Origin of the sequence: Bradyrhizobium semiaridum, from assembly GCF_020329505.1 — a bacterium.
In the GTDB taxonomy this organism is placed as follows: domain Bacteria; phylum Pseudomonadota; class Alphaproteobacteria; order Rhizobiales; family Xanthobacteraceae; genus Bradyrhizobium; species Bradyrhizobium semiaridum.
Window position 1 is genome coordinate 76,094 of the sequence record NZ_JAGKJJ010000011.1, and the last position, 19,532, is coordinate 95,625.

17 protein-coding genes are annotated in these 19,532 nt (G+C 65.3%); 7 read left to right on the top strand and 10 right to left on the bottom strand.

Annotated features, from left to right (window positions below; all coding sequences use genetic code 11):
• Positions 1-20 precede the first annotated feature (20 nt).
• The 6 genes from J6500_RS15460 to J6500_RS15485 form a co-directional block, all read right to left on the bottom strand.
• Complete coding sequence (locus J6500_RS15460) at positions 21-1,268, bottom strand: acyl-CoA dehydrogenase (protein WP_225713557.1); 1,248 nt, start codon at positions 1,266-1,268, stop codon at positions 21-23.
• A gap of 15 nt (positions 1,269-1,283) precedes the next feature.
• Positions 1,284-2,411 carry an acyl-CoA dehydrogenase family protein gene (locus tag J6500_RS15465; protein WP_225713558.1) on the bottom strand — a complete coding sequence of 376 codons (1,128 nt, stop codon included), beginning with the start codon at positions 2,409-2,411 and terminating at the stop codon, positions 1,284-1,286.
• A gap of 157 nt (positions 2,412-2,568) precedes the next feature.
• Complete coding sequence (locus tag J6500_RS15470) at positions 2,569-4,434, bottom strand: AMP-binding protein (protein WP_225713559.1); 1,866 nt, start codon at positions 4,432-4,434, stop codon at positions 2,569-2,571.
• 42 nt (positions 4,435-4,476) lie between these two features.
• Positions 4,477-5,283, bottom strand: coding sequence for an enoyl-CoA hydratase/isomerase family protein (locus tag J6500_RS15475; RefSeq protein WP_225713560.1), 807 nt, complete (start codon positions 5,281-5,283; stop codon positions 4,477-4,479).
• 180 nt (positions 5,284-5,463) lie between these two features.
• The gene (locus J6500_RS15480; protein WP_225713561.1) at positions 5,464-6,222 is read right to left on the bottom strand and encodes an SDR family NAD(P)-dependent oxidoreductase; all 759 of its coding nucleotides are present in this window, start codon (positions 6,220-6,222) and stop codon (positions 5,464-5,466) included.
• A 75-nt stretch (positions 6,223-6,297) separates the two neighbouring features.
• Entirely contained in the window at positions 6,298-6,963 is a 666-nt protein-coding gene (locus tag J6500_RS15485; RefSeq protein WP_225713562.1) for a TetR family transcriptional regulator, read from the bottom strand.
• A gap of 161 nt (positions 6,964-7,124) precedes the next feature.
• Between J6500_RS15485 and J6500_RS15490 the strand changes: the two genes are divergently transcribed.
• Both J6500_RS15490 and J6500_RS15495 read left to right on the top strand, forming a co-directional pair.
• A complete protein-coding gene (locus J6500_RS15490) occupies positions 7,125-8,297 on the top strand; it encodes an acetyl-CoA C-acetyltransferase (RefSeq protein WP_225713563.1) in 1,173 nt (390 codons plus the stop codon).
• Positions 8,298-8,434: 137 nt separating this feature from the next.
• A complete protein-coding gene (locus J6500_RS15495) occupies positions 8,435-9,979 on the top strand; it encodes an acyl-CoA synthetase (RefSeq protein ID WP_225713564.1) in 1,545 nt (514 codons plus the stop codon).
• A 50-nt stretch (positions 9,980-10,029) separates the two neighbouring features.
• On the opposite strand, the gene J6500_RS15500 is transcribed toward J6500_RS15495, so the two are convergent.
• Entirely contained in the window at positions 10,030-10,299 is a 270-nt protein-coding gene (locus J6500_RS15500) for a hypothetical protein (RefSeq protein ID WP_225713565.1), read from the bottom strand.
• A 94-nt stretch (positions 10,300-10,393) separates the two neighbouring features.
• Positions 10,394-10,864 (bottom strand): hypothetical protein, encoded by a 471-nt coding sequence (locus tag J6500_RS15505; protein WP_225713566.1) that lies wholly within the window; start codon positions 10,862-10,864, stop codon positions 10,394-10,396.
• Between the two features lie 194 nt (positions 10,865-11,058).
• Between J6500_RS15505 and J6500_RS15510 the strand changes: the two genes are divergently transcribed.
• The 4 genes from J6500_RS15510 to J6500_RS15525 all read left to right on the top strand — a co-directional run bounded on the left by J6500_RS15510 (position 11,059) and on the right by J6500_RS15525 (position 15,479).
• Positions 11,059-12,210: an alpha/beta hydrolase gene (locus J6500_RS15510; RefSeq protein ID WP_225713567.1), complete on the top strand. Its 1,152-nt coding sequence runs from the start codon at positions 11,059-11,061 to the stop codon at positions 12,208-12,210.
• A gap of 60 nt (positions 12,211-12,270) precedes the next feature.
• Positions 12,271-13,242: an iron exporter MbfA gene (gene mbfA / locus J6500_RS15515; protein ID WP_225713568.1), complete on the top strand. Its 972-nt coding sequence runs from the start codon at positions 12,271-12,273 to the stop codon at positions 13,240-13,242.
• 291 nt (positions 13,243-13,533) lie between these two features.
• Positions 13,534-15,006, top strand: coding sequence for an amidase (locus J6500_RS15520; RefSeq protein ID WP_225713569.1), 1,473 nt, complete (start codon positions 13,534-13,536; stop codon positions 15,004-15,006).
• A gap of 119 nt (positions 15,007-15,125) precedes the next feature.
• Positions 15,126-15,479 carry a nuclear transport factor 2 family protein gene (locus J6500_RS15525; protein WP_225713570.1) on the top strand — a complete coding sequence of 118 codons (354 nt, stop codon included), beginning with the start codon at positions 15,126-15,128 and terminating at the stop codon, positions 15,477-15,479.
• A 221-nt stretch (positions 15,480-15,700) separates the two neighbouring features.
• Here J6500_RS15525 and J6500_RS15530 read toward each other — a convergent pair whose 3' ends face one another.
• Both J6500_RS15530 and J6500_RS15535 read right to left on the bottom strand, forming a co-directional pair.
• Positions 15,701-16,789, bottom strand: coding sequence for a Zn-dependent alcohol dehydrogenase (locus J6500_RS15530; RefSeq protein WP_225713571.1), 1,089 nt, complete (start codon positions 16,787-16,789; stop codon positions 15,701-15,703).
• A 189-nt stretch (positions 16,790-16,978) separates the two neighbouring features.
• Positions 16,979-18,757 carry an acyl-CoA dehydrogenase family protein gene (locus tag J6500_RS15535; protein ID WP_225713572.1) on the bottom strand — a complete coding sequence of 593 codons (1,779 nt, stop codon included), beginning with the start codon at positions 18,755-18,757 and terminating at the stop codon, positions 16,979-16,981.
• Positions 18,758-18,828: 71 nt separating this feature from the next.
• On the opposite strand from J6500_RS15535, the gene J6500_RS15540 reads away from it, so the two are divergent.
• On the top strand, positions 18,829-19,530 hold the full coding sequence (locus J6500_RS15540) for an SDR family NAD(P)-dependent oxidoreductase (protein WP_225713573.1): 702 nt from the start codon (positions 18,829-18,831) through the stop codon (positions 19,528-19,530).
• Positions 19,531-19,532 lie beyond the last annotated feature (2 nt).

The window sequence follows — 19,532 nt, forward strand, 5'->3', positions numbered from 1 at the left end:
TCTCTGTTGTTCTTCCGGGCTCACGCGCGGCCCTTGGTCGGGATCTTGTTGAACGGCACGTCCTTGTCGACCCTGATGTCGCCCGGCAGACCCAGCACGCGCTCGGCGATGATGTTGCGCATGATCTCGTCGGTGCCACCTTCGACGCGGGTGCCCGGCGCACGCAGCAGCATCGCCTGGAACTTGCCGGCGACCTCGGCATCATCGGGACCGTTCAGCGCGCCGGCGGCGCCCTGCAAATCGAGCGCGTAGGACGCAACGTCCTGGATCATCGATCCGGCGACCAGCTTGCCGATCGAATTCTCCGGTCCCGGGCGCTCGCCCTTCGACAGCGCCGAGATCGCGCGCATGCTGGTGTATTTCAGCCCGCTCGCCTTCACCGCCCAGTTCGCCAGCTTCGAGCGCACCGCGCGGTTCTCGATCGCCGGGCCATCCTCCAGCATCAGGCTGCTGCAGAAATCGAACAACTCGGGAAAACCGGTCGCGACGCCGGCGCCGATCGACATGCGCTCGTTCATCAGCGTGGTCAGCGACACGTTCCAGCCGTCGTTGACGTTGCCGAGCCGCTGCGAGTCCGGAATGCGGACGTCGGTGAAATAGACCTCGTTGAAGTCGGAGGCACCGCTGGCTTGCTTGATCGGCCGCACCTCGACGCCCGGGCTCTTCATGTCCAGGAAGAACATGGTGAGCCCCTTGTGCTTCGGCACGGTCGGATCGGTGCGGGTCAGCAGGATGCCGTAGTCGGAATAATGCGCGCCCGAGGTCCAGATCTTCTGGCCGTTGATCACCCATTCGTCGCCGTGCTTCTCGGCGCGGGTGCGCAGGCCTGCGACGTCGGAGCCGCCGGCCGGCTCGGAAAACAGCTGGCACCAGATCTTTTCGCCGGAGGCGAGCGGCGGCAGATAGCTGCGCTTCTGCTCCTCGCCGGCGAACGCCATCATGGTCGGGCCGCACATGCCGTGGCCGATGATGAACATCGCGCTGAGGCGGCCGAACGGGCCCTCCTCCTGCTGCCAGATCACCCGCTCGATCGGCGAAGCGCCGCGGCCGCCATACTCCTTGGGCCAGTGCAGACAGGCCCAGCCGGCGTCAGCCTTCTTCTTCTGCCAGGCCTTTGCGACCTCGAGGATGTTGGCGCCCTTGAGCTGGACGCGGCCGAGCGAGGCCTTGCGCAGCTCCTCCTCGTATTGCTTCGGCGCATTCGCCGCGATCCAGGCCTTCGCCTCGGCGCGGAATGCGGCCTCTTGCGGGCTGTCGTCGAAATTCATGACGCGTTTCCTCGCTTACGCCGCGTTCTTCTTGCGCATGCGATCGATCAGCGCGTCTTCCCAATAGGACAGGCTGCCGAGCCCGACTGCGACCGCGTTGGCGCGGCGGTAGTACATGTGGCAGTCGAACTCCCACGTAAAACCCATGCCGCCATGGACCTGGATGTTGTTCTTGGCGCAGTGCTGGAACGCCTGCGTCGCGCTGATCCGCGCGGCGGCGGCAGCTTCCGGCAGCTCGCCGGCGTTGGTCGAGAGCGCCCAGGCGCCGTAGTAGCAATTGGAGCGCGCCAGCGTCGCCGAGACATACATGTCGGCGAGCATGTGCTTGACCGCCTGGAACGAGCCGATCGGACGGCCAAAGGCGATGCGGTCGAGCGCGTAGTCGCGGCCCATCTCCAGCGCGCGGTCGGCGCCGCCGACCTGCTCGAACGCCATCAGCACCGCGGCGCGATCCAGCACCTGGGTGATCACGCTCCAGCCTTCGCCGGCCGCACCGAGCGGCTCGGCCTTGGCGTCCTTGAAGCTGATCTCGGCTTGGCCGCGGGTCGGATCGATATTGGTCAGCGGCTTGACCTCGACGCCGCCGGCCTTGAGGTCGACGATGAACAGCGAGATATCGGACTCGCGCCCGCTATTGCCGGTGCGTGCGGCCACCACGGCGAAGTCCGCGATCGCGCCGTCGGCGACCGGCTTCTTGACGCCGTTCAGCATGCCGCCATTGGCCGACACGTTGATCGCCTTCGGCGAGGGATTGCCCTTGCCCTCGAACAGCGCCAGCGTGCCGATCGCGTCGCCGGAGGCGATCTTCGGCAGCCACTTCTGCTTCTGCGCCTCGCTGCCCGCGATCAGGATCGCTTCGGCGGCGAGGTAGACGGTGGACGAGAACGGCACCGGCGCCAGCGCGCGGCCCATTTCCTCCGCAATCACGCAGAGCTCGAGATGACCTGCGCCCGCACCGCCGAACGCCTCGGGGATCGCAACGCCGAGAAAGCCCATCTCGGCAAGGCCCTTCCACAGCGCCTTGTCGTAGGGCGCCTTGCCGTCGAGCACCTCGCGCACCGCCTTCGGCGGGCATTGCTCGGCGAGGAATTTCCGCGCCTCGTCGCGCATCTGCTTCTGTTCGTCGGAGAAATCGAAGTTCATGGCGCTACCTTTTTGTCATGAGTTGTTCGCCGTCATTCCGGGGCGCGCGAAGCGCGAGCCCGGAATCCATTGCGCCGCAGATGATGCGGCCTGATGGATTCCGGGCCTGCGCCTGCGGCGCATCCCGGAATGACGAATGGAGAGAGCGGGGATCGCATCACAGCACGATCACCTCGTCGCACGGCGTATCGGCGTAGAGCTTCTCGACCAGCGCGGCACGACGCTCGAGGCCGGCGCGCTGGTTGATGTAGGCCTTGTCGGTGAGCTCGTTGCCGTCGATCGACGGCGGCTCGGCCATCAGCATGGCGCGCGCGATCCGCATGCTGCTGCCGGTCGCGGACGCATTGTGGGCCTGCAGCCCCTTCCTGAGGCAGGCCACCACGTCGGGATGCGCGATCACGTCCTGATAGGTCGCCTCGGCATTGCCGACGAGCTGGCGGCAGGCATGCAGGTTCGGCCAGCATAACAGGCCGATGAACGGACGGTCCTGGCCCGCGACCAGCGCGTCATGCACGACCGGCGTTGCCGCTGCGATCGCATCGGTGCGCAGCGAGCCGACGTGAACGAAGGTGCCGGTGGTCAGCTTGAAATCCTCCACCACGCGGCCGGCGAAGATGATGCCCTTGAGCGGATCCTCGGGATCGACGAACATGCCGGCATCGCCGATGCAGTAGAAGCCCTCCTCGTCGAACATCTTCGCGGTGAGCTCGGGCTGGCCGAAATAACCGGGTGTGACGTTGACGCCGCGCAGCCGCAATTCGTATTTCGAACCGCACGGCACCATCTTCAGCTCGACGCCGGGGAACGGCAGGCCGATCAGACCGACGCGGTCGGTGTCCCAATAGGTGCCGGTCGAGGTCGGCGCGGTCTCGGTCGAACCCCAGCCGGTATAGAACACGATGCGCTCACCGGTCGTCTTCACCGCCAGCGCCTGCATGCGGTCATAGAGATCGTCGGGCAGCCGCGCGCCGCCATAGGCCATGATCGAGAGGTTCTTGAAGAAGCTCCGGCAGAGCCCCTCGTCCTTCTCCATCGCCGCCGCCAGCGCGGCATAGCCGGCCGGCACGTTGGCGTAATAGGTCGGCGATACCTCGCGCAAATTCCGGATCGTCTCCTCGAACTGGCCCGGCATCGGCCGGCCGTCGTCGATGTAGAGCGTGCCGCCGTCGACCAGCACCGGATTGAACGCGGCGTTGCCACCCATGGTGTGATTCCACGGCATCCAGTCCAGCACGGTCGAGAGCGGGCCACCCGGCTCGCGCGGGCGCACCTGCATCATCATCGCCGCATTGGCGCACATCATCTCCTGGGTGTTGATGACGGCCTTCGGCATGCCGGTCGAGCCCGAGGTAAACAGCAGCTTGCCGATGGTCTTCGGCGTGATCTTGGCGATCGACTGCTCGACCGCTGAAGTCACCGGCGTCGCCGCGAGATCGGCGAAGGCTGTGCTCTTGATGCCCTCGCAGGGACGCAGCACGTGAATGACCGTGATACCGGTGAGGTCGAGCGCTTGCAGCGCCTTCTCGAAGGTCGGGCCGTCCTGCACCATCACGACGGCAGGCTTGATCAGGTTGAACAAGTATTTGAGCTTGAGGTGATCCTGGCTCATCAGCGAATAGGCCGGCGACACCGGTGCGGCCGGCAGCCGCGCCTGCATCGCCGCCTGCGTCATCAGCGCATGCTCGATGGAATTGCCCGAGAGGATCGCGACGGGGCGGCCCTCATCGAGACCGAGATCGAGCAGGCCCTGCGTCAGCGCATCGACGGTGCGCTTGGCCTCACCGTAGGACACCTTGCGCCATTGCCGCTCAGGGCCGCCGCGCTGCGCCAGCCAGATCCGCTCTGGCGCCTCGCGCGCCCATTTGGCGAGCGAGGCCGGAATATGCGTCGCATAGGCCTGCAGCGGAATCCGCGACGTCAGAACGACGGTGCCGTCATCGCGCCGCTCGACCGCGATGTCGCGCGCCAGCCAATTCACCTTGCGAAAGGCCGGCTTGGTCAGCATTGCCGCGTCACCATCCATTTTGCGTCTCCCGGAATTTGCTTGTCCTTTGCGGATCTTTTGTCAGCGCCTGATATAGACAGGCTTTCGTTTCTCGAGAAAGGCCTTGATGCCCTCCTGGAAATCTTCCGAGCGGCTGCAGAGCACCTGGTTGCGATCCTCCATCGCGATCACCGCCTCGATCGAGCCGGCATCGACGCTCATGTTGATGCATTCCTTCGATAGGCGGAGGCCGACCGGCGAGGCCGTCATCATCGCGTCGACGTAAGGATTGGCCGCGGCGTCGAGATCGGCGGCCTCGACCACTTCCGAGACGAGGCCGACGGCGAGCGCGCGATCGGCGTTGATGAAGCGGCCGGTGAGGATCAGCTCCGAGGCGACGGAGACGCCGACGAGGCGCGGCAGGAAATAGCTGGTGCCGATGTCGCAGCCGCCGAGCCCGAGTTTGATGAAGGCGCAATTCATCCGCGCGCCTTTCGCTGCGATCCTGATATCGGCGGCAAGCGCCAGCGCAAAACCGCCACCGGCGGCCGCGCCCTGCACCAGCGCGATGATCGGCTGCGGACAGCGCCGCATCAGCATCACGATGTCGGCGATGCGGCGCTGCGAGTCGAGAGATTCAGTGACACCAGGCGGCTCGGCCTGGCCACCGCGGCGGGCCATTGCATGCTTGAGATCGAGCCCGGCGCAGAAGTTCGCACCGGCGCCCTTCAGCACCACGACGCGGGTGTCGCGATTGCGCTGCAGGCCCTGAAAGTAGGTGTTGAGAGCATCGATCAGCGACGGATCGAGTGCGTTGAGACTTTCCGGGCGATTGAGCGTAACCCAATCGACCCCGTCGTGATGTTTGATCAGCAGCGGTTGAGACACGCGTCACTCTCCTGCATCTGCGGATGCGGTGCCCGTTACTGCGCCCTCTCCCCTTGTGGGAGAGGGCATGTGCAGCGTCTTCGCTTGGGTGAGGGATCTGTCTCCGCGGAGAGATACTCCTCATCCGGCGCGCGCCACCTTCTCCCACGGGGGAGAAGGGAAGTGCAGCGGAGCTTGCGGCTAGCGCGGAGCCATGCGGATGGCGCCGTCGAGACGGATGGTCTCGCCGTTGAGCATCGGGTTCTCGACGATGTGCACCGCGAGCGCGCCGTACTCGCTGGCATCGCCGAGGCGGGCCGGATGCGGCACCTGGGCGCCGAGGCTCTTGCGGGCTTCCTCGTTGAGGCCCATCAGCAGCGGCGTCAGGAACAGGCCCGGCGCGATGGTGTTGACGCGGATCTTCAGGCTGGCAAGGTCGCGCGCGGCCGGCAGCGTGAGGCCGACGACGCCGCCCTTCGACGCCGAATAAGCGATCTGGCCGATCTGGCCTTCATAGGCCGCGACCGAGGCGGTGTTGATCGCAACGCCACGCTCCTCGCCGATGGTCTCGATGGTGGCCAGCCGCTCCGCGAACAGGCGTAGCACGTTGAACGTGCCGATCAGATTGACGTTGATGATGCGGACGAACTTCTCCAGCGGATAGACGCCGTCCTTGCCGACGACGCGTTGCGAGCCGCCGATGCCGGCGCAATTCATCAGCACGCGCGCGACGCCATGCGCCGCTTCGGCCTTGGCGATCGCCGCCTTGATCTGCTCCTCGCTGGTCACGTCGGCATGCAGGGCAACGCCCTTCACTTCCGCGGCGACCTTCTCGGCGTTTTCCTTGTTCTGGTCGATCACGCCGATCTTGGCGCCTTTCGCAGCCATGGCGCGGGCGGTCGCGGCGCCGAGGCCCGAGCCACCGCCGGTGATGAGAACGGCAACGTCTTTCAACTGCATCTTGATAGCCTTTCCTTGGGGTCGTTTTCTTTCATTGGCGAAAGGCGAATAGGGAGTAGCGAATAGGGCAGAAGACTATTCGCTATCGCTACTCACCATCCGCTCCTTCTCGCTCAGTATTCCACCAAACATCATCGCCTCCATATGCTTGATGTAATCGCGGCAGACCTCGTCGGTGACCGGGCCGACGCCGACCGCGCGCGACATCGCGTGGCGGCCGAAGAACAGATGATCGCAGGCGCCGATCAGGCTGGTGTAGAACAGCACCGGATCGATCTTGCGGAATTCGCCGGCCTTGATGCCCTCGGCCAGCAGGCGACGATGAAAGTCGAGCAGCGGCGCGACGAAGAATTTCGACACCTCGTCCGCGGCCTCCGGCGAGCTCTCGTGCAGCAGATAATGGATCAGCCGGTTCATGTAGGGGAACTGGTGATAGGCGCGGATGATGCCGCCGATATGGTGCCGCAGCTTGGCGCTCGGCGTGATCGGCTGCGCCAGCAGGTATTCCAGTTGCGACATCTCGGTCGCGGCGTCGCGCGCCAATAGCGCCAGCAACAGCCCGTCCTTATTGCCGAAATGATATTTCACCAGCGCGGCGTTGACGCCCGACTTCTGCGCGATGTCCGACAGCGACACCTCGATCGAGGCACGCTCGATCATCAGCTCGCTGGCCGCCACCAGGAGCTTGTCGGCGGTGGCGTTTTTGCTCGGGGCAAGTCTCGTCGGTACGCTGGTATTCAACTGCGCTCTGGTCCCAAAGCTTGGGGCGGGTCGAGGGCGCACATAAGCCCATGGCGGGGCTGCACTCAAGAGTTAATTGATTGATTGACTAAATGCGGAGCCGTCCCTTAAATCCGGCCCATCTTTGCAAGACCCAATCCAGAACATCAGGGAGATCAGACATGGCCGAGGCATATATCGTCGCCGCCGCTCGCACCGCCGGTGGCCGCAAGGGAGGGCGTCTTGCCGGCTGGCATCCGGCCGATCTCGCCGCGACCGTGCTCGACGCGCTGGTCGAGCGCTCGGGCGCCGACCCCGCACAGATCGAGGACGTGATCATGGGCTGCGTGATGCAGGCCGGCGAGCAGTCCAACAACATCGCGCGCAACGCGGTGATGGCCTCGAAGCTGCCGGAGAGCGTGCCCGCGACCTCGATCGACCGCCAGTGCGGCTCCTCGCAGCAGGCGCTGCACTTCGCGGCGCAGGCCGTGATGAGCGGCACCATGGACTGCGTGATCGCCGCCGGCGTGGAATCGATGACCCGCGTGCCGATGGGCCTCGCCTCCTCGCTGCCCGCCAAGAACGGTTTCGGCCACTACAAGAGCCCGGGCATCGAGGCGAAATATCCCAACATCGTCTTCAGCCAGTTCACCGGCGCCGAGATGATGGCCGAGAAGTACGGCCTGTCGAAGGATGAGCTCGACGAATACTCCTACAACAGCCATCAGCGCGCGATCGCGGCCACGCAAGCGGGCCACTTCAAGGACGAGATCGTGCCGGTGCAAATCACCCGCGCCGACGGCTCGACCGACACCCATCATATCGACGAAGGCATCCGCTTCGACGTCAGCCTCGACGGCATCAAGGGCGTCAAGCTGATCGCCGAGAACGGCAAGCTGACCGCGGCCAGCGCCAGCCAGATCTGCGACGGCGCCTCCGGCGTGATGGTGGTCAATGAGAAGGGCCTCAAGGCGCTCGGCGTCAAGCCGATGGCGCGCATCCACCATTTGACCATAATCGGCGGCGACCCCGTGATCATGCTGGAAGCCCCGCTTCCCGCCACCGAGCGCGCGCTGAAGAAGGCCGGCATGAAGATCGACGACATCGACCTGTTCGAGGTCAACGAAGCCTTCGCCTCGGTGCCGACCGCGTGGCTGAAGACCACCGGCGCCGATCCGGCGCGTCTGAACGTCAACGGCGGCGCGATCGCGCTCGGCCATCCGCTCGGCGGCAGCGGCACCAAGCTGATGACGACGCTGCTGCACGCCCTCAAGCAGCGCAACAAGCGCTACGGCCTGCAGACGATGTGCGAAGGAGGCGGCATGGCGAACGTGACGATCGTCGAGCGGCTGTGACGTCCCGCGAATAGCGAATAGCGAATAGAGGAAGCAACAAGGAGCCGCGAACAGCGAGTAGTGGATGGCGAATAGAGGAGCACGGAAGATGTCCCTATTCGCCATTCGCTACTCGCTATTCGCGTGCGGAGAGCCCGATGACCCATCCTTCCATCCATGCCCGCACCACGCCGGACAAGATCGCCTACCAGATGGCGGGCACCGGCAAGGCCATCACCTATCGTGAGCTTGACGAGCTCTCGAACCAGGGCGCGCATCTGTTCCGCTCGCTCGGCCTGAAGGCCGGCGACCACATCGCGCTGCTGATGGAAAACCGGCTCGCCTTCATGGAGATCTGCTGGGCGGCGCAGCGCTCGGGGCTGTACTACACCGCGATCAGCCGCTACCTGACTGAGGACGAGATCGCCTACATCATCAAGGACTGCGGCGCGAAGGTGTTCATCACCACGCCGCACTGCGCCGACAAGGTGAAGGGCCTGATCAAGGGCGAGCCCGGCGAACCCCTGTTCTACATGATGGACGAGCCCGCGCCCGGCTTCCGCTCCTACGACAAGGAAGCCGGCGCGCAGCCGACGACGCCGATCGCCGACGAGGTCGCCGGCTACGACATGCTCTACTCCTCCGGCACCACCGGCCGGCCAAAGGGGATCAAGAAGCAGTTCGAGGGCAACCGGATCGACGTGCCGAACCCGTTCCTGCGCGTGCTCACCGCCGACATGTGCGGCATGGATGCCGACACGGTCTATCTGTCACCGGCGCCGCTCTATCACGCGGCTCCCTTACGCTTCAACATGATGGCGACGGTGCTCGGCGGCACTTCGATCATCATGGAGCATTTCGACGCCGAGGAGTTCCTCAAGCAGGTTGAGCAGCGCAAGGTGACGCATTCGCAGCTGGTGCCGACCATGTTCGTGCGCATGCTGAAGCTGCCCGACGAGGTGCGCGGCCGCTACGACGTCTCCTCGCTGAAGGGCGCAATCCACGCCGCGGCGCCCTGCCCGGTCGACGTCAAGGCCAAGATGATCGACTGGTGGGGACCGATCCTGATCGAGTATTACGCCGGCTCCGAGGGCAACGGCGTCACGGTCTCGACCTCGCAGCAATGGCTCACGCATCGCGGCACGGTCGGCCGCGCCGTGGTCGGCAAGGTCAAGATTCTCGACGAGAACGACGAGGAGACGCCGGTCGGCCAGATCGGCCAGGTCTATTTCGCGGACGCCCCTGCGTTCAGCTATCACAACGATCCCGAGAAGACGAAGAAGGCCTATAACGCCAGGGGCTGGTCGACGCTCGGCGACGTCGGTTACCTGGATGAGGAAGGCTTCCTCTACCTCACCGACCGCAAGAGCTACATGATCATCTCCGGCGGCGTGAACATCTATCCGCAGGAGACCGAGGACGTGCTGATCACGCATCCCGCGGTCTCCGACGTCGCGGTGTTCGGCGTACCGAACGAGGAGATGGGCGAAGAGGTCAAGGCGGTGGTGCAGCCGCACGACATGACCAGAGCCGGCAAGGAGCTCGAGGCCGAGCTGATCGCGTTCTGCAGACAACATCTGTCGCCGATCAAATGCCCAAAGAGCATCGACTTCGAGGCCGAGCTGCCGCGGACGCCGACCGGCAAGCTGGTGAAGCGCCATTTGCGCGAGCGGTATTGGCCGAAGCCGGCGGTGAAGGCGTAATCTCGTAGGGTGGACACGCTACGCTTTGCCCGACTTACAGATTGCAAGCGTTACTGATACCAGCCCCACGCCCAGAGCGACGGCGCCGGCCGGCGCTGGGCCTTCAGCGCGGCGACTTCATCCACCGACCGCAGATAGGGGCCATAGAGTGCCGGCGGATAGACGTCGTCCCAGAACACGTATCCCGTCCTGTAGGCGGGTGCTGCCCCCGCGCGATGCGCGCGAGGGACCGCCAGTTCTGCCGCCGAGGCCGCATCGGCCGCAACTGAGACGCCGGACGTGCACAGCAGGACGCTCAGGATCAATGCTCGGGCGCGCATGCGGGGATATCCTTCTCGATCGCCATGGTGAACTCTAACCTCGACTGGTCGCCAACGGTTCCCGTCGTCGGGCAACTCTCGCCGGCAAAGGCGGCTAGAGCGAGGCGACAGGCTCGCACAGGGCCGACGACGCCGCGCGCAGATGCAGCTGTCCCCGCTGGCCGGAGGTCGTCGTGGTCCATTGCGCATCGATGCGCTGAAGATCGTCCGACAGCGTGCCGCGATGGCTGCCGCCGGTCTCGAACGTGCTGTTGCCCTCCGGTGCCTGCTCGAGGATCTCGACCGTGAGATCGGACAGCCGCACGAACATCTGCACCTTGATCTTGGTCACGCGGCGGCCGACCTCATACGAGCCGCAGCCGAGCGCCTCCACATTCCGTCCGTTCAGCGCGCGGATCTTGTCGAAGGTGATCACGACGTTCTGCACGGTCGTGTCGCCATCCCACCGAAATTCGCCGATATAGGCGCGCGGCAACTTGCCGGTGAGCTGCTTCATGTCGGTCGCTTGGGCGGCCGACCCGAGCAGCAGCATTGCCGCCGCGATCATGACCGCAAGACGGGACATCCAGCCTGGCAATTTCGCGATCCCTGTGCAGCGCATGCGGCAATGCATCCCATGAACAAAGTTGCTATCGTTCGACCTCGAACGCTCTCCGGTTTGTCCGTCGCGACAAGGCCCGCATCGGTTCATCGGGTGACGGCCGGCGCGCCATCGAACGCACTGCACCCGTGGTGATGTTGAACCAGGTGATTTGTCCAATGCAAACGCTCCCCGACGTTCCGCTCCCCTCCACCATCCGCTCGCGCTATGTCGACGGGATCAACGGCCTTCGCATGCACGTGCTGGAGGCCGGCTTCGAGACGCCGGGGCGGCCCTGCCTGTTGCTGCTGCACGGATTTCCCGAGCTGGCGTTCTCCTGGCGCAAGGTCATGCCGGCGCTGGCCGCTGCCGGCTATCACGTGATCGCGCCGGACCAGCGCGGCTATGGCCGCACCACCGGCTGGAGCGCCGACTATGACGGCGATCTCACGCCGTTCCGCCTGCCCAACATGGTGCGCGATGCGCTCGGGCTGGTGGCGGCGTTCGGCTACCGGCATGTCGATGGGGTGATCGGGCATGATGCCGGCTCGTCGGTCGCGGCGTGGTGCGCGACAATCCGGCCCGACGTGTTCCGCGCCGTCGTGATGATGAGCGCGCCGTTCGCGGGACCGCCATCGCTGCCGTTCAACACCGCGAATGAACGGGCGAAGCCCACAACCGAAGATCCCGTGCACCGCGAGCTGGCGGCGCTGCCGCGGCCGCGCAAGCATTACCAATGGTACTATTCGACGCGACCGGCCAATGCCGACATGCATCGCGCGCCGCAGGGCGTGCACGATTTCTTGCGCGCCTACTACCATCACAAGAGCGCGGACTGGAAAGACAACAAGCCGTATCCGCTCCAATCATGGTCGGCCGGCGAGCTGGCCAAGCTGCCGACCTACTACATCATGGATCTCGCCAAGGACATGGCGGCGACCGTCGCCGAAGAGATGCCCTCGCGCGAGGCGATCGCCGCCAACACATGGCTGCCGGAGCATGAGCTTTCCTATTACAGCGCCGAGTACGGGCGCACGGGTTTCCAGGGCGGGCTGCAATGGTATCGCTGCGGCACGTCCGGCATTTTCACGCCGGAATTGCAGACCTGGGGCGGCCGCACCATCGACCAGCCCTCCGCCTTCATCTCCGGCAAGCAGGATTGGGGCACCTACCAGCGGCCCGGCGTGTTCGAGGCGATGCAGGGCAAGGCCTGCACGAAAATGATCGGCTGCCATCTGATCGAGAGTGCCGGCCATTGGGTGCAGCAGGAGCAGCCCGCCGAGGTCAGCCGCCTCCTGCTCGAATTCCTGCGTGAAGCGCAGGCGAATTGACCCGGCCAGCGCCTGCGCTATAGTTTAGAATTATTCTAAACTATGGAGACAGGCGCCGCCGTGAAGAATTTCGCCGATCTAACCGAGCGCGAGGTGCTGGCGGTCGCGATCGCCTCCGAGGAGGAGGATAGCCGCATCTACATGAGCTTCGCTGAGGATCTCACGGAGCGCTATCCCGATACCGCAAAGATCTTCGAGGAGATGGCCGAGGAGGAGCGTGGCCACCGCCACCGGCTGCTCGAGCTCTACGAGCAGCGCTTCGGCCCCAATCTGCCGCCGATCCGGCGCGAGGACGTCAAGGGCTTTCTTCGCCGCCGCCCGATCTGGCTGACCAAGAACCTGCCGCTCGACACCATCCGCAAGGAAGTCGAGACCATGGAGCTGGAAGCCGAGCGCTTCTACGCCAAGGCCGCCGAGAAGGCCGAGGACGTCGGCGTACGCCGGCTGCTGGGCGACCTCGCCGAGGAGGAGAAGCATCACGAGAACCTCGCGGTGAAATTGACCGACGAGATCCTCCAGCCCAACGTCCGCGCCGAGGAAGACCGCACGCGGCGGCGAATGTTCGTCCTGCAATATGTGCAGCCGGGCCTTGCGGGATTGATGGACGGCTCGGTCTCGACCCTGGCGCCGCTGTTCGCTGCGGCCTTCGCCACGCATAACAACTGGCAGACCTTCGTGGTCGGGCTCGCCGCCTCGATCGGCGCCGGCATCAGCATGGGCTTTGCGGAAGCTTTGTCCGACGACGGCTCGCTGACCGGTCGCGGCTCGCCCTGGCTTCGCGGCCTGACCTGCGGACTGATGACGACGCTCGGCGGTTTGGGCCATACCCTTCCCTATCTCGTGCCGGATGCATGGCCGAACGCGTTCTGGATCGCGACCGCGATCGCCGGCATTGTGGTGTTCTTCGAATTGTGGGCGATCGCCTTCATCCGCGCCCGCTACATGGACACGCCGTTCCTGCAGGCGGTGTTCCAGATCGTGCTCGGCGGCGCGATCGTGCTCGCAGTGGGAATTTTGATCGGCGCGGCGTAGAAGTCGACACTTCTCCCTCTCCCCGTTCTTACGGGAGAGGGTCGGGGTGAGGGGCTTTTTCAACCAGCGCAATACGCGGTGAGTCCCCCTCACCCGGATCACATTCCGCTTCGCTCCATGTGATCCGGCCTCTCCCCGCAAGCGGGCGAGGTGAACGCGCTCCTGATCGCACAAATCAATTCCGGTCAAACGCAGCTTCCGCGTTGCGGCTACACCCACGACGGCCCCAGCGCTTGCGGGCCGTGGACAAACTGCGCATCATCGATGCCAACAACAAACCGGGAGCACGCCGTGGCCAAATCGCAATGGAGTTTCAAGACCGCCGTCGAACTGTCGGCGGCGCTGCGCAACAAGCAGGTTTCGGCGGTCGAACTCGCGGAGGATGCGATCGGCCGCATCGAGCGGCACGACGGCAAGGTCAACGCGATCTGTGTACGCGATTTCGAGCGCGGCCTCACTGCTGCCCGCGCCGCCGATGCCGCGATCGCGCGCGGCGAGCACAGGCCGCTGCTCGGCATCCCCATGACGGTGAAGGAGTCCTACAACGTCGCGGAGCTGCCGACGACCTGGGGTTTCCTGCCGCACAAGGATTTTGTGCCGTCCGAGGACGCGCTGCCGATCACGCGGGTGAAGGACGCCGGCGGCGTGATTCTCGGCAAGACCAACGTGCCAGTCGGCCTCGCGGACTGGCAGAGCTACAACGAGATCTACGGCACCACCAACAATCCCTACGATCTCGGCCGTACGCCGGGCGGCTCCTCCGGCGGTTCGTCGGCGGCGCTGGCCGCGGGCTATGGCGCGCTGTCGCTTGGCTCCGATATCGGCGGCTCGCTGCGCGTGCCGGCGTTTCACTGCGGCATCTATGCGCACAAGCCGACCTTCAACCTGCTCGCCTCGCGCGGCCACACCGCGCCGCCGCTGGCGCCGCTGACCTATGAGCGCGACCTCGCGGTGATCGGCCCGATGGCGCGCGGCGCGGCCGACCTCTCGCTCCTGCTCGACGTGATGGCCGGTCCCGATCCGCTGGAGGCGGGCATAGCCTACAAGCTCGACCTGCCGGCGGCGCGGCACGCGAGCCTGAAGGATTTCCGCATCCTCGTCATCGACACCGATCCCGTGCTGCCGACCGACAAGGCGGTTCGCGGCAGCATCGACAAGCTTGCCAGCAACCTCGACAAGGCCGGCGCCAAGGTCTCGCGGTCCAGCCCGCTGCTGCCGGACTTCGCGGCGTCGTCGCGGCTCTATATGCGGATGCTGCTGTCGTTCCTCGGCGCGACCTTTCCGCCCGAAATCTATTCCGGCGCCTGCGCAGCGGCGGCCGCACTGCCGGCCAGCGATACCAGCCTGCAGGCCGAGCGGCTGCGCGGCATCGCGCTTAGCCATCGCGACTGGGTGCACGCGACGGGCGCTCGCGCCCGGCTGCGCGCAGAGTGGCGCGAGCTGTTCAAGGCGTTCGACGCGGTGATCTGCCCGATCATGCCGACGCCGGCCTATCCGCACGATCATGCGCCCGACCAGGAGCAGCGCCGCGTCCTGATCGACGGCGAACCGCGCGTCTACACCGACCAGCTCGCTTGGCCCGGCATCGCCACCCTGCCCGGCCTGCCATCCACCGCGATTCCGACCGGCTTTGCACCCGACGGACTGCCGGTCGGCGTGCAGATCGTCGGTCCCTGGCTCGAGGACCGCACGCCGCTCAAGCTCGCCGAGCTGATCGAGCGCGAGTTCGGCGGCTTCGTGCCGCCGACGATGTTTGATGATTGAGTGAGGGCATTACCGTCATTGCGAGCGAAGCGAAGCAATCCATATATCCACTTGCGCGGAGGCATGGACTGCTTCGTCGCTTTGCTCCTCGCAATGACGAGGGTGAGATGGGAGGAAGAATGAGCAGCGATCTCGAGGAACTGGCAAAACTCAACAAGGACTACGTCGATTCCGTGCAGAACTGCGACGTCAAGCGTTTCGACGAAATCCTGGCGCAGGACTTCTATTGCAGCAATCCCGACAAGAGCCTGGTCGACCGCGCCGGGTTCCTGAAGCAGACCGCGATCCCGGTGAAGATCAAGGGCCTCAAGGCCGAGGACGTCAAGATCCGCATCCTCGGCGACTTCGCCATCATCCATGCCCGCACCAGCTACACCAACGCGGACGGCGAGCCCGCGCACGGCCGCTACACCGATTGCTGGTCGAGGCAGAACGGCAAGTGGCTGGCGGTGTCGGCGCACGTGTCGCGGTGACTTCACCTCTCCCCGCTCTTCGCGGGGAGAGGTGAAGCCGGAGCGAAGCGCAGGCGGCCGAGGGGCAAGGCATACTGGACGCGGCGATCGCAACAATCTGCGAATCCGGAGTCGGAAAGGCTTTCGACGTTGTCAGAGTCGTGTCCGGCCCCTCACCCGGATCGCATCTTGCGATGCGATCCGACCTCTCCCCGCAAAGGGCGGGGAGAGGTCGAAGAAGATCAGCTGTCAAACATGATTACGCTGCGCAGCGTCTTGCCGGCCTTCATATTGGCAAAACCTTCGTTGATCTCTGACAGCTTCAGCTTGGCCGAGATCCAGTCCTCCAGATGCAGCTTGCCGCGCATGTAAAAGTCGACGAGGCGCGGCATGTCGACCCGGAAGTGGTTGGAGCCCATCGACGAGCCCTGGATGCGGCGCTCGCGCAGGAAGTCGAACCCGTGCAGCTCGATCTTCTGGCCGAACGGGATCATGCCGACGATGGTCGCGGTGCCGCCGGGCGCCAGCATGCCGAACGCCTGTTCGGCGGTGTCCTTGCGGCCGAGCACCTCGAAGGAATGCTGCACACCGCCGCCGGTCAGCTCGCGCACCTGCTGCACGACGTCGCCGCGGGCAGGATCGACGATGTCGGTGGCGCCGAGTTTCGTCGCCAGCTGCAGCTTGGCCGGGTTGGTGTCGATCGCGATGATGCGGCCGGCGCCGGCGATCTGCGCGCCGTTGATCGCGGCCATGCCCACGCCGCCGCAGCCGATCACTGCCACGGTCTCGCCGGCGGTCACCTTCGCGGTGTTGACCACGGCGCCATAGCCGGTGATGACGCCGCAGCCGATCAGCGCGGCGAGATCGAGCGGCATCTCCTTCTTGATCTTCACGATGGCGTTCTCGTGCACCAGCATCTGCTCGGCGAACGACGACAGGTTGAGGAACTGGTTGAGCTTCTCCGGCCTGTTCCAAGACAACCGGTTGGAGGCGCCGGGCAGCATCTTCACCGTGGTGTCCGTGCACAGCACGGTGCGGCCGGTGGTGCAATTGTCGCAGGTGCCGCAGAACACTGACAGGCACGTCACGACGTGATCGCCGGGCTTCACATAGTTGACGTCGGAGCCGACCTTCTCGACGACGCCGGCCGATTCATGGCCGAGCACCGCGGGCAGCGGATGCGGATACAGGCCTTCCATGAAGTGCAGGTCGGAATGGCAGAGGCCCGCGACCGCGGTGCGGATCAGGACCTCGCGCGGCCCCGGATTGGGCAGGCTGACATCCTCGATCACCAGCGGCTTGTTGACTTCATGCAGGACGGCGGCCTTCATCGGGTTTCCTCATGTTTATTGTTTTGCACGCTCTCCACCTCTCCCGTAGGGAGAGGTGGAGCGCATCGAAGATGCGATCCGGGTGAGGGGCTCAGGTCTCTCGATAGAGCGTGCCCCCTCACGCGGATCGCTGGCGCGATCCGACCGCTCCAATGGAGAGGTAAGAATGCGCAAGCAGCACGAATGAGCCTACGCTGCGACGAGCAATTCGCCAACCTCGGCCATGCCGATGGCGCGATCGCCCAGCAGGTGCTCGGTCATCGTGCGCTGAAGGGTATTTTCCGTGAGCCGGAACGGATCGCCCGGCGTCACGCGGTGGTCGATCACCATCCGCGACAGCAGCAGCCGGCGCGCATCGCCGCGCATCTCGTGGATGCGGCCGCCTTCCCAGGCCAGCGCCACCGCGCTGGCGACATGATAGAGCAGGCTGGTGGCGCGGCGCGCATCGCCCTCATTGTCGATGCGGCCGGCGACTTCGCGCGCAAAACCGACCGCGCGGTCGCTGAGATCGCGCAGGCGATTGCGCCAGGCCTGCGGCACATTCGGGCTGTCGTCGAGCCGCGCATGCAGGTCGGCAGCGAGCGCAGTGTCGGCGCCATGGCGGCCGACCGCGCGCTTCAGCGCGTCGATCGCCACGATGTTGCCGGTGCCTTCCCAGATCGAGCCGAGATGCGCGTCGCGCAACAGGCGCGGCGTGACGAATTCCTCGATGTAGCCGATGCCGCCGCGCATCTCCATCGCATCGCCGCAGACCTTGCGGGCATCGCGGGTGGCGCGGAATTTCAGGGTCGGGGTCAGGATGCGGAGCAGCGCGGCTGCATCCTGGCTACCGGCCTCGGCGCGGTCGAGCGCGTCGGCTGTAAGAAAACTCATCGACAGCGCCTGCTCGGTCGGCAGCAGGATCTTCATCAATTGGCGCCGCGCCAGCGGCAGGTCGATAATGCGCTGGCCGAACACGACGCGGTTTCGCGCGACCGTGATCGCATCGTGCCAGGCGCGGCGCATCAGCGCGGTGGACTTCACGCCGTTGCTGAGCCGTGAGGAGTTCACCATCTCGGCCATTTGCACAAAGCCGCGGTCGAGCTTGCCGACCGCATAGGCGATCGCGCCGTCGAACTTGATCTCGCCCGAGGCCATCGAGCGGGTGCCGAGCTTGTCCTTCAGCCGCACGATCCGGTAATGGTTCTGCGATCCGTCGTCGAGGAAACGCGGCATCAGGAACAGGCCGACGCCGCGCGTGCCCGGCCCCGCGCCCTCGGGCCGCGCCAGCAGCATCACCACCTTGGCATCGGCGTTCGAGCAGAACCATTTCTCGCCATAGAGCCGCCAGTGGTCGCCCTCCTGCACCGCGCGCGTCGTCAGCGTGCCGACATCGGACCCGCCTTCCTTCTCGGTCATGAACTGGCCGCCCTGAGTCAGCTTGCTCATGTCGATCTGGGTCAGGCCGTCGAGATATTTCGCCTTCAAAGCTTCGCTGCCGAAATTCGCCAGCAGCTTGGCGCAACCGTCGGTGACGTTGATCGGGCAGCCCATACCGAATTCGGTCTGGTTGAACAGGAACGTGAAGGCATGTTTTGCGACCACGGGATATTTGTCGGGCCAGCCCATGATACCCTTGCGGAGCGACAGCGCGTGAATGCCGAACTCGCCGAACGCGATCTTCTCGATCTCCCGATAGGCCGGGTGATATTCGATGTGCTGGACGTCGCGGCCGAACTTGTCGCGCGCATGCAGCACCGGCGTGTGGCGGTCGGCGAGCCGCGCGCATTCGTCGAGATAGCCGCCGGCGAGGCCTCCGAGGCGGTCGAGATGCGGCTCGATATGGCGGAACAGGGCGTCGGGCAGGTGCAGCTTGAGCAAATCCGTCAGCGCCGGATCGGCCCGATAGAAGTTCATTCCCGTCGTGTCGGGGGCCAACAATCCCGGCTGGCTGGCCGAAGATGGAAAATCTTGCTTGAGCGGCTGCATTGAATTCCCGGCTGCGTTCCTCATGTCTTCAGGCAAGACTATCCTCCCCCGGCAGCGCAAAGGAAAGCCCAATGGACATCCCAAAATACAAGATCGCCCTGATCGTCGGCGCCGGCGAAGGCCTCAGCGCCTCGCTGGCGCGGCTATTTTCGCGGGAGGGAATTCGCGTGGCGCTGGCCGCGCGCAGCATCGAGAAGCTCGGCGCGCTCTGCACCGAGACCGGTGCGCGCGCCTATGCCTGCGATGCCACCAAGGCCGAAGACGTCGAGCGGCTGTTCGGCCTCGTCGAGCGTGAGATCGGAACGCCCGATCTCGTGGTCTACAACGCCAGCGGCCGCTCGCGTGGACCGTTCGTCGAGCTGGTGCCATCGGAGGTCGAGCGCGCGATCGCGGTGTCGGCGTTCGGCGGCTTCCTGGTGGCGCAGGAGGCGGCCAAGCGCATGGTGCCGAACAAGAAGGGCGCGATCCTGTTTACCGGTGCGTCCGCCAGCGTCAAAGGCTATGCGCAATCGGCGCCCTTCGCGATGGGCAAGTTCGCGTTGCGCGGGCTTGCGCAGAGCATGGCGCGCGAATTGTCACCGCAGGGCATTCATGTCGCGCATTTCGTGATCGACGGCGGCATCCGCAGCGCCGCGCGCACCGAGCCCGCCGACCGTCCGGACTCGATGCTCGATCCCGACGCGATCGCGCTGAGCTACTGGAACGTGCTGCAGCAGCCGCGCAGCGCCTGGACCTGGGAGCTGGAACTGCGGCCCTGGGTGGAGAAGTTTTGAGA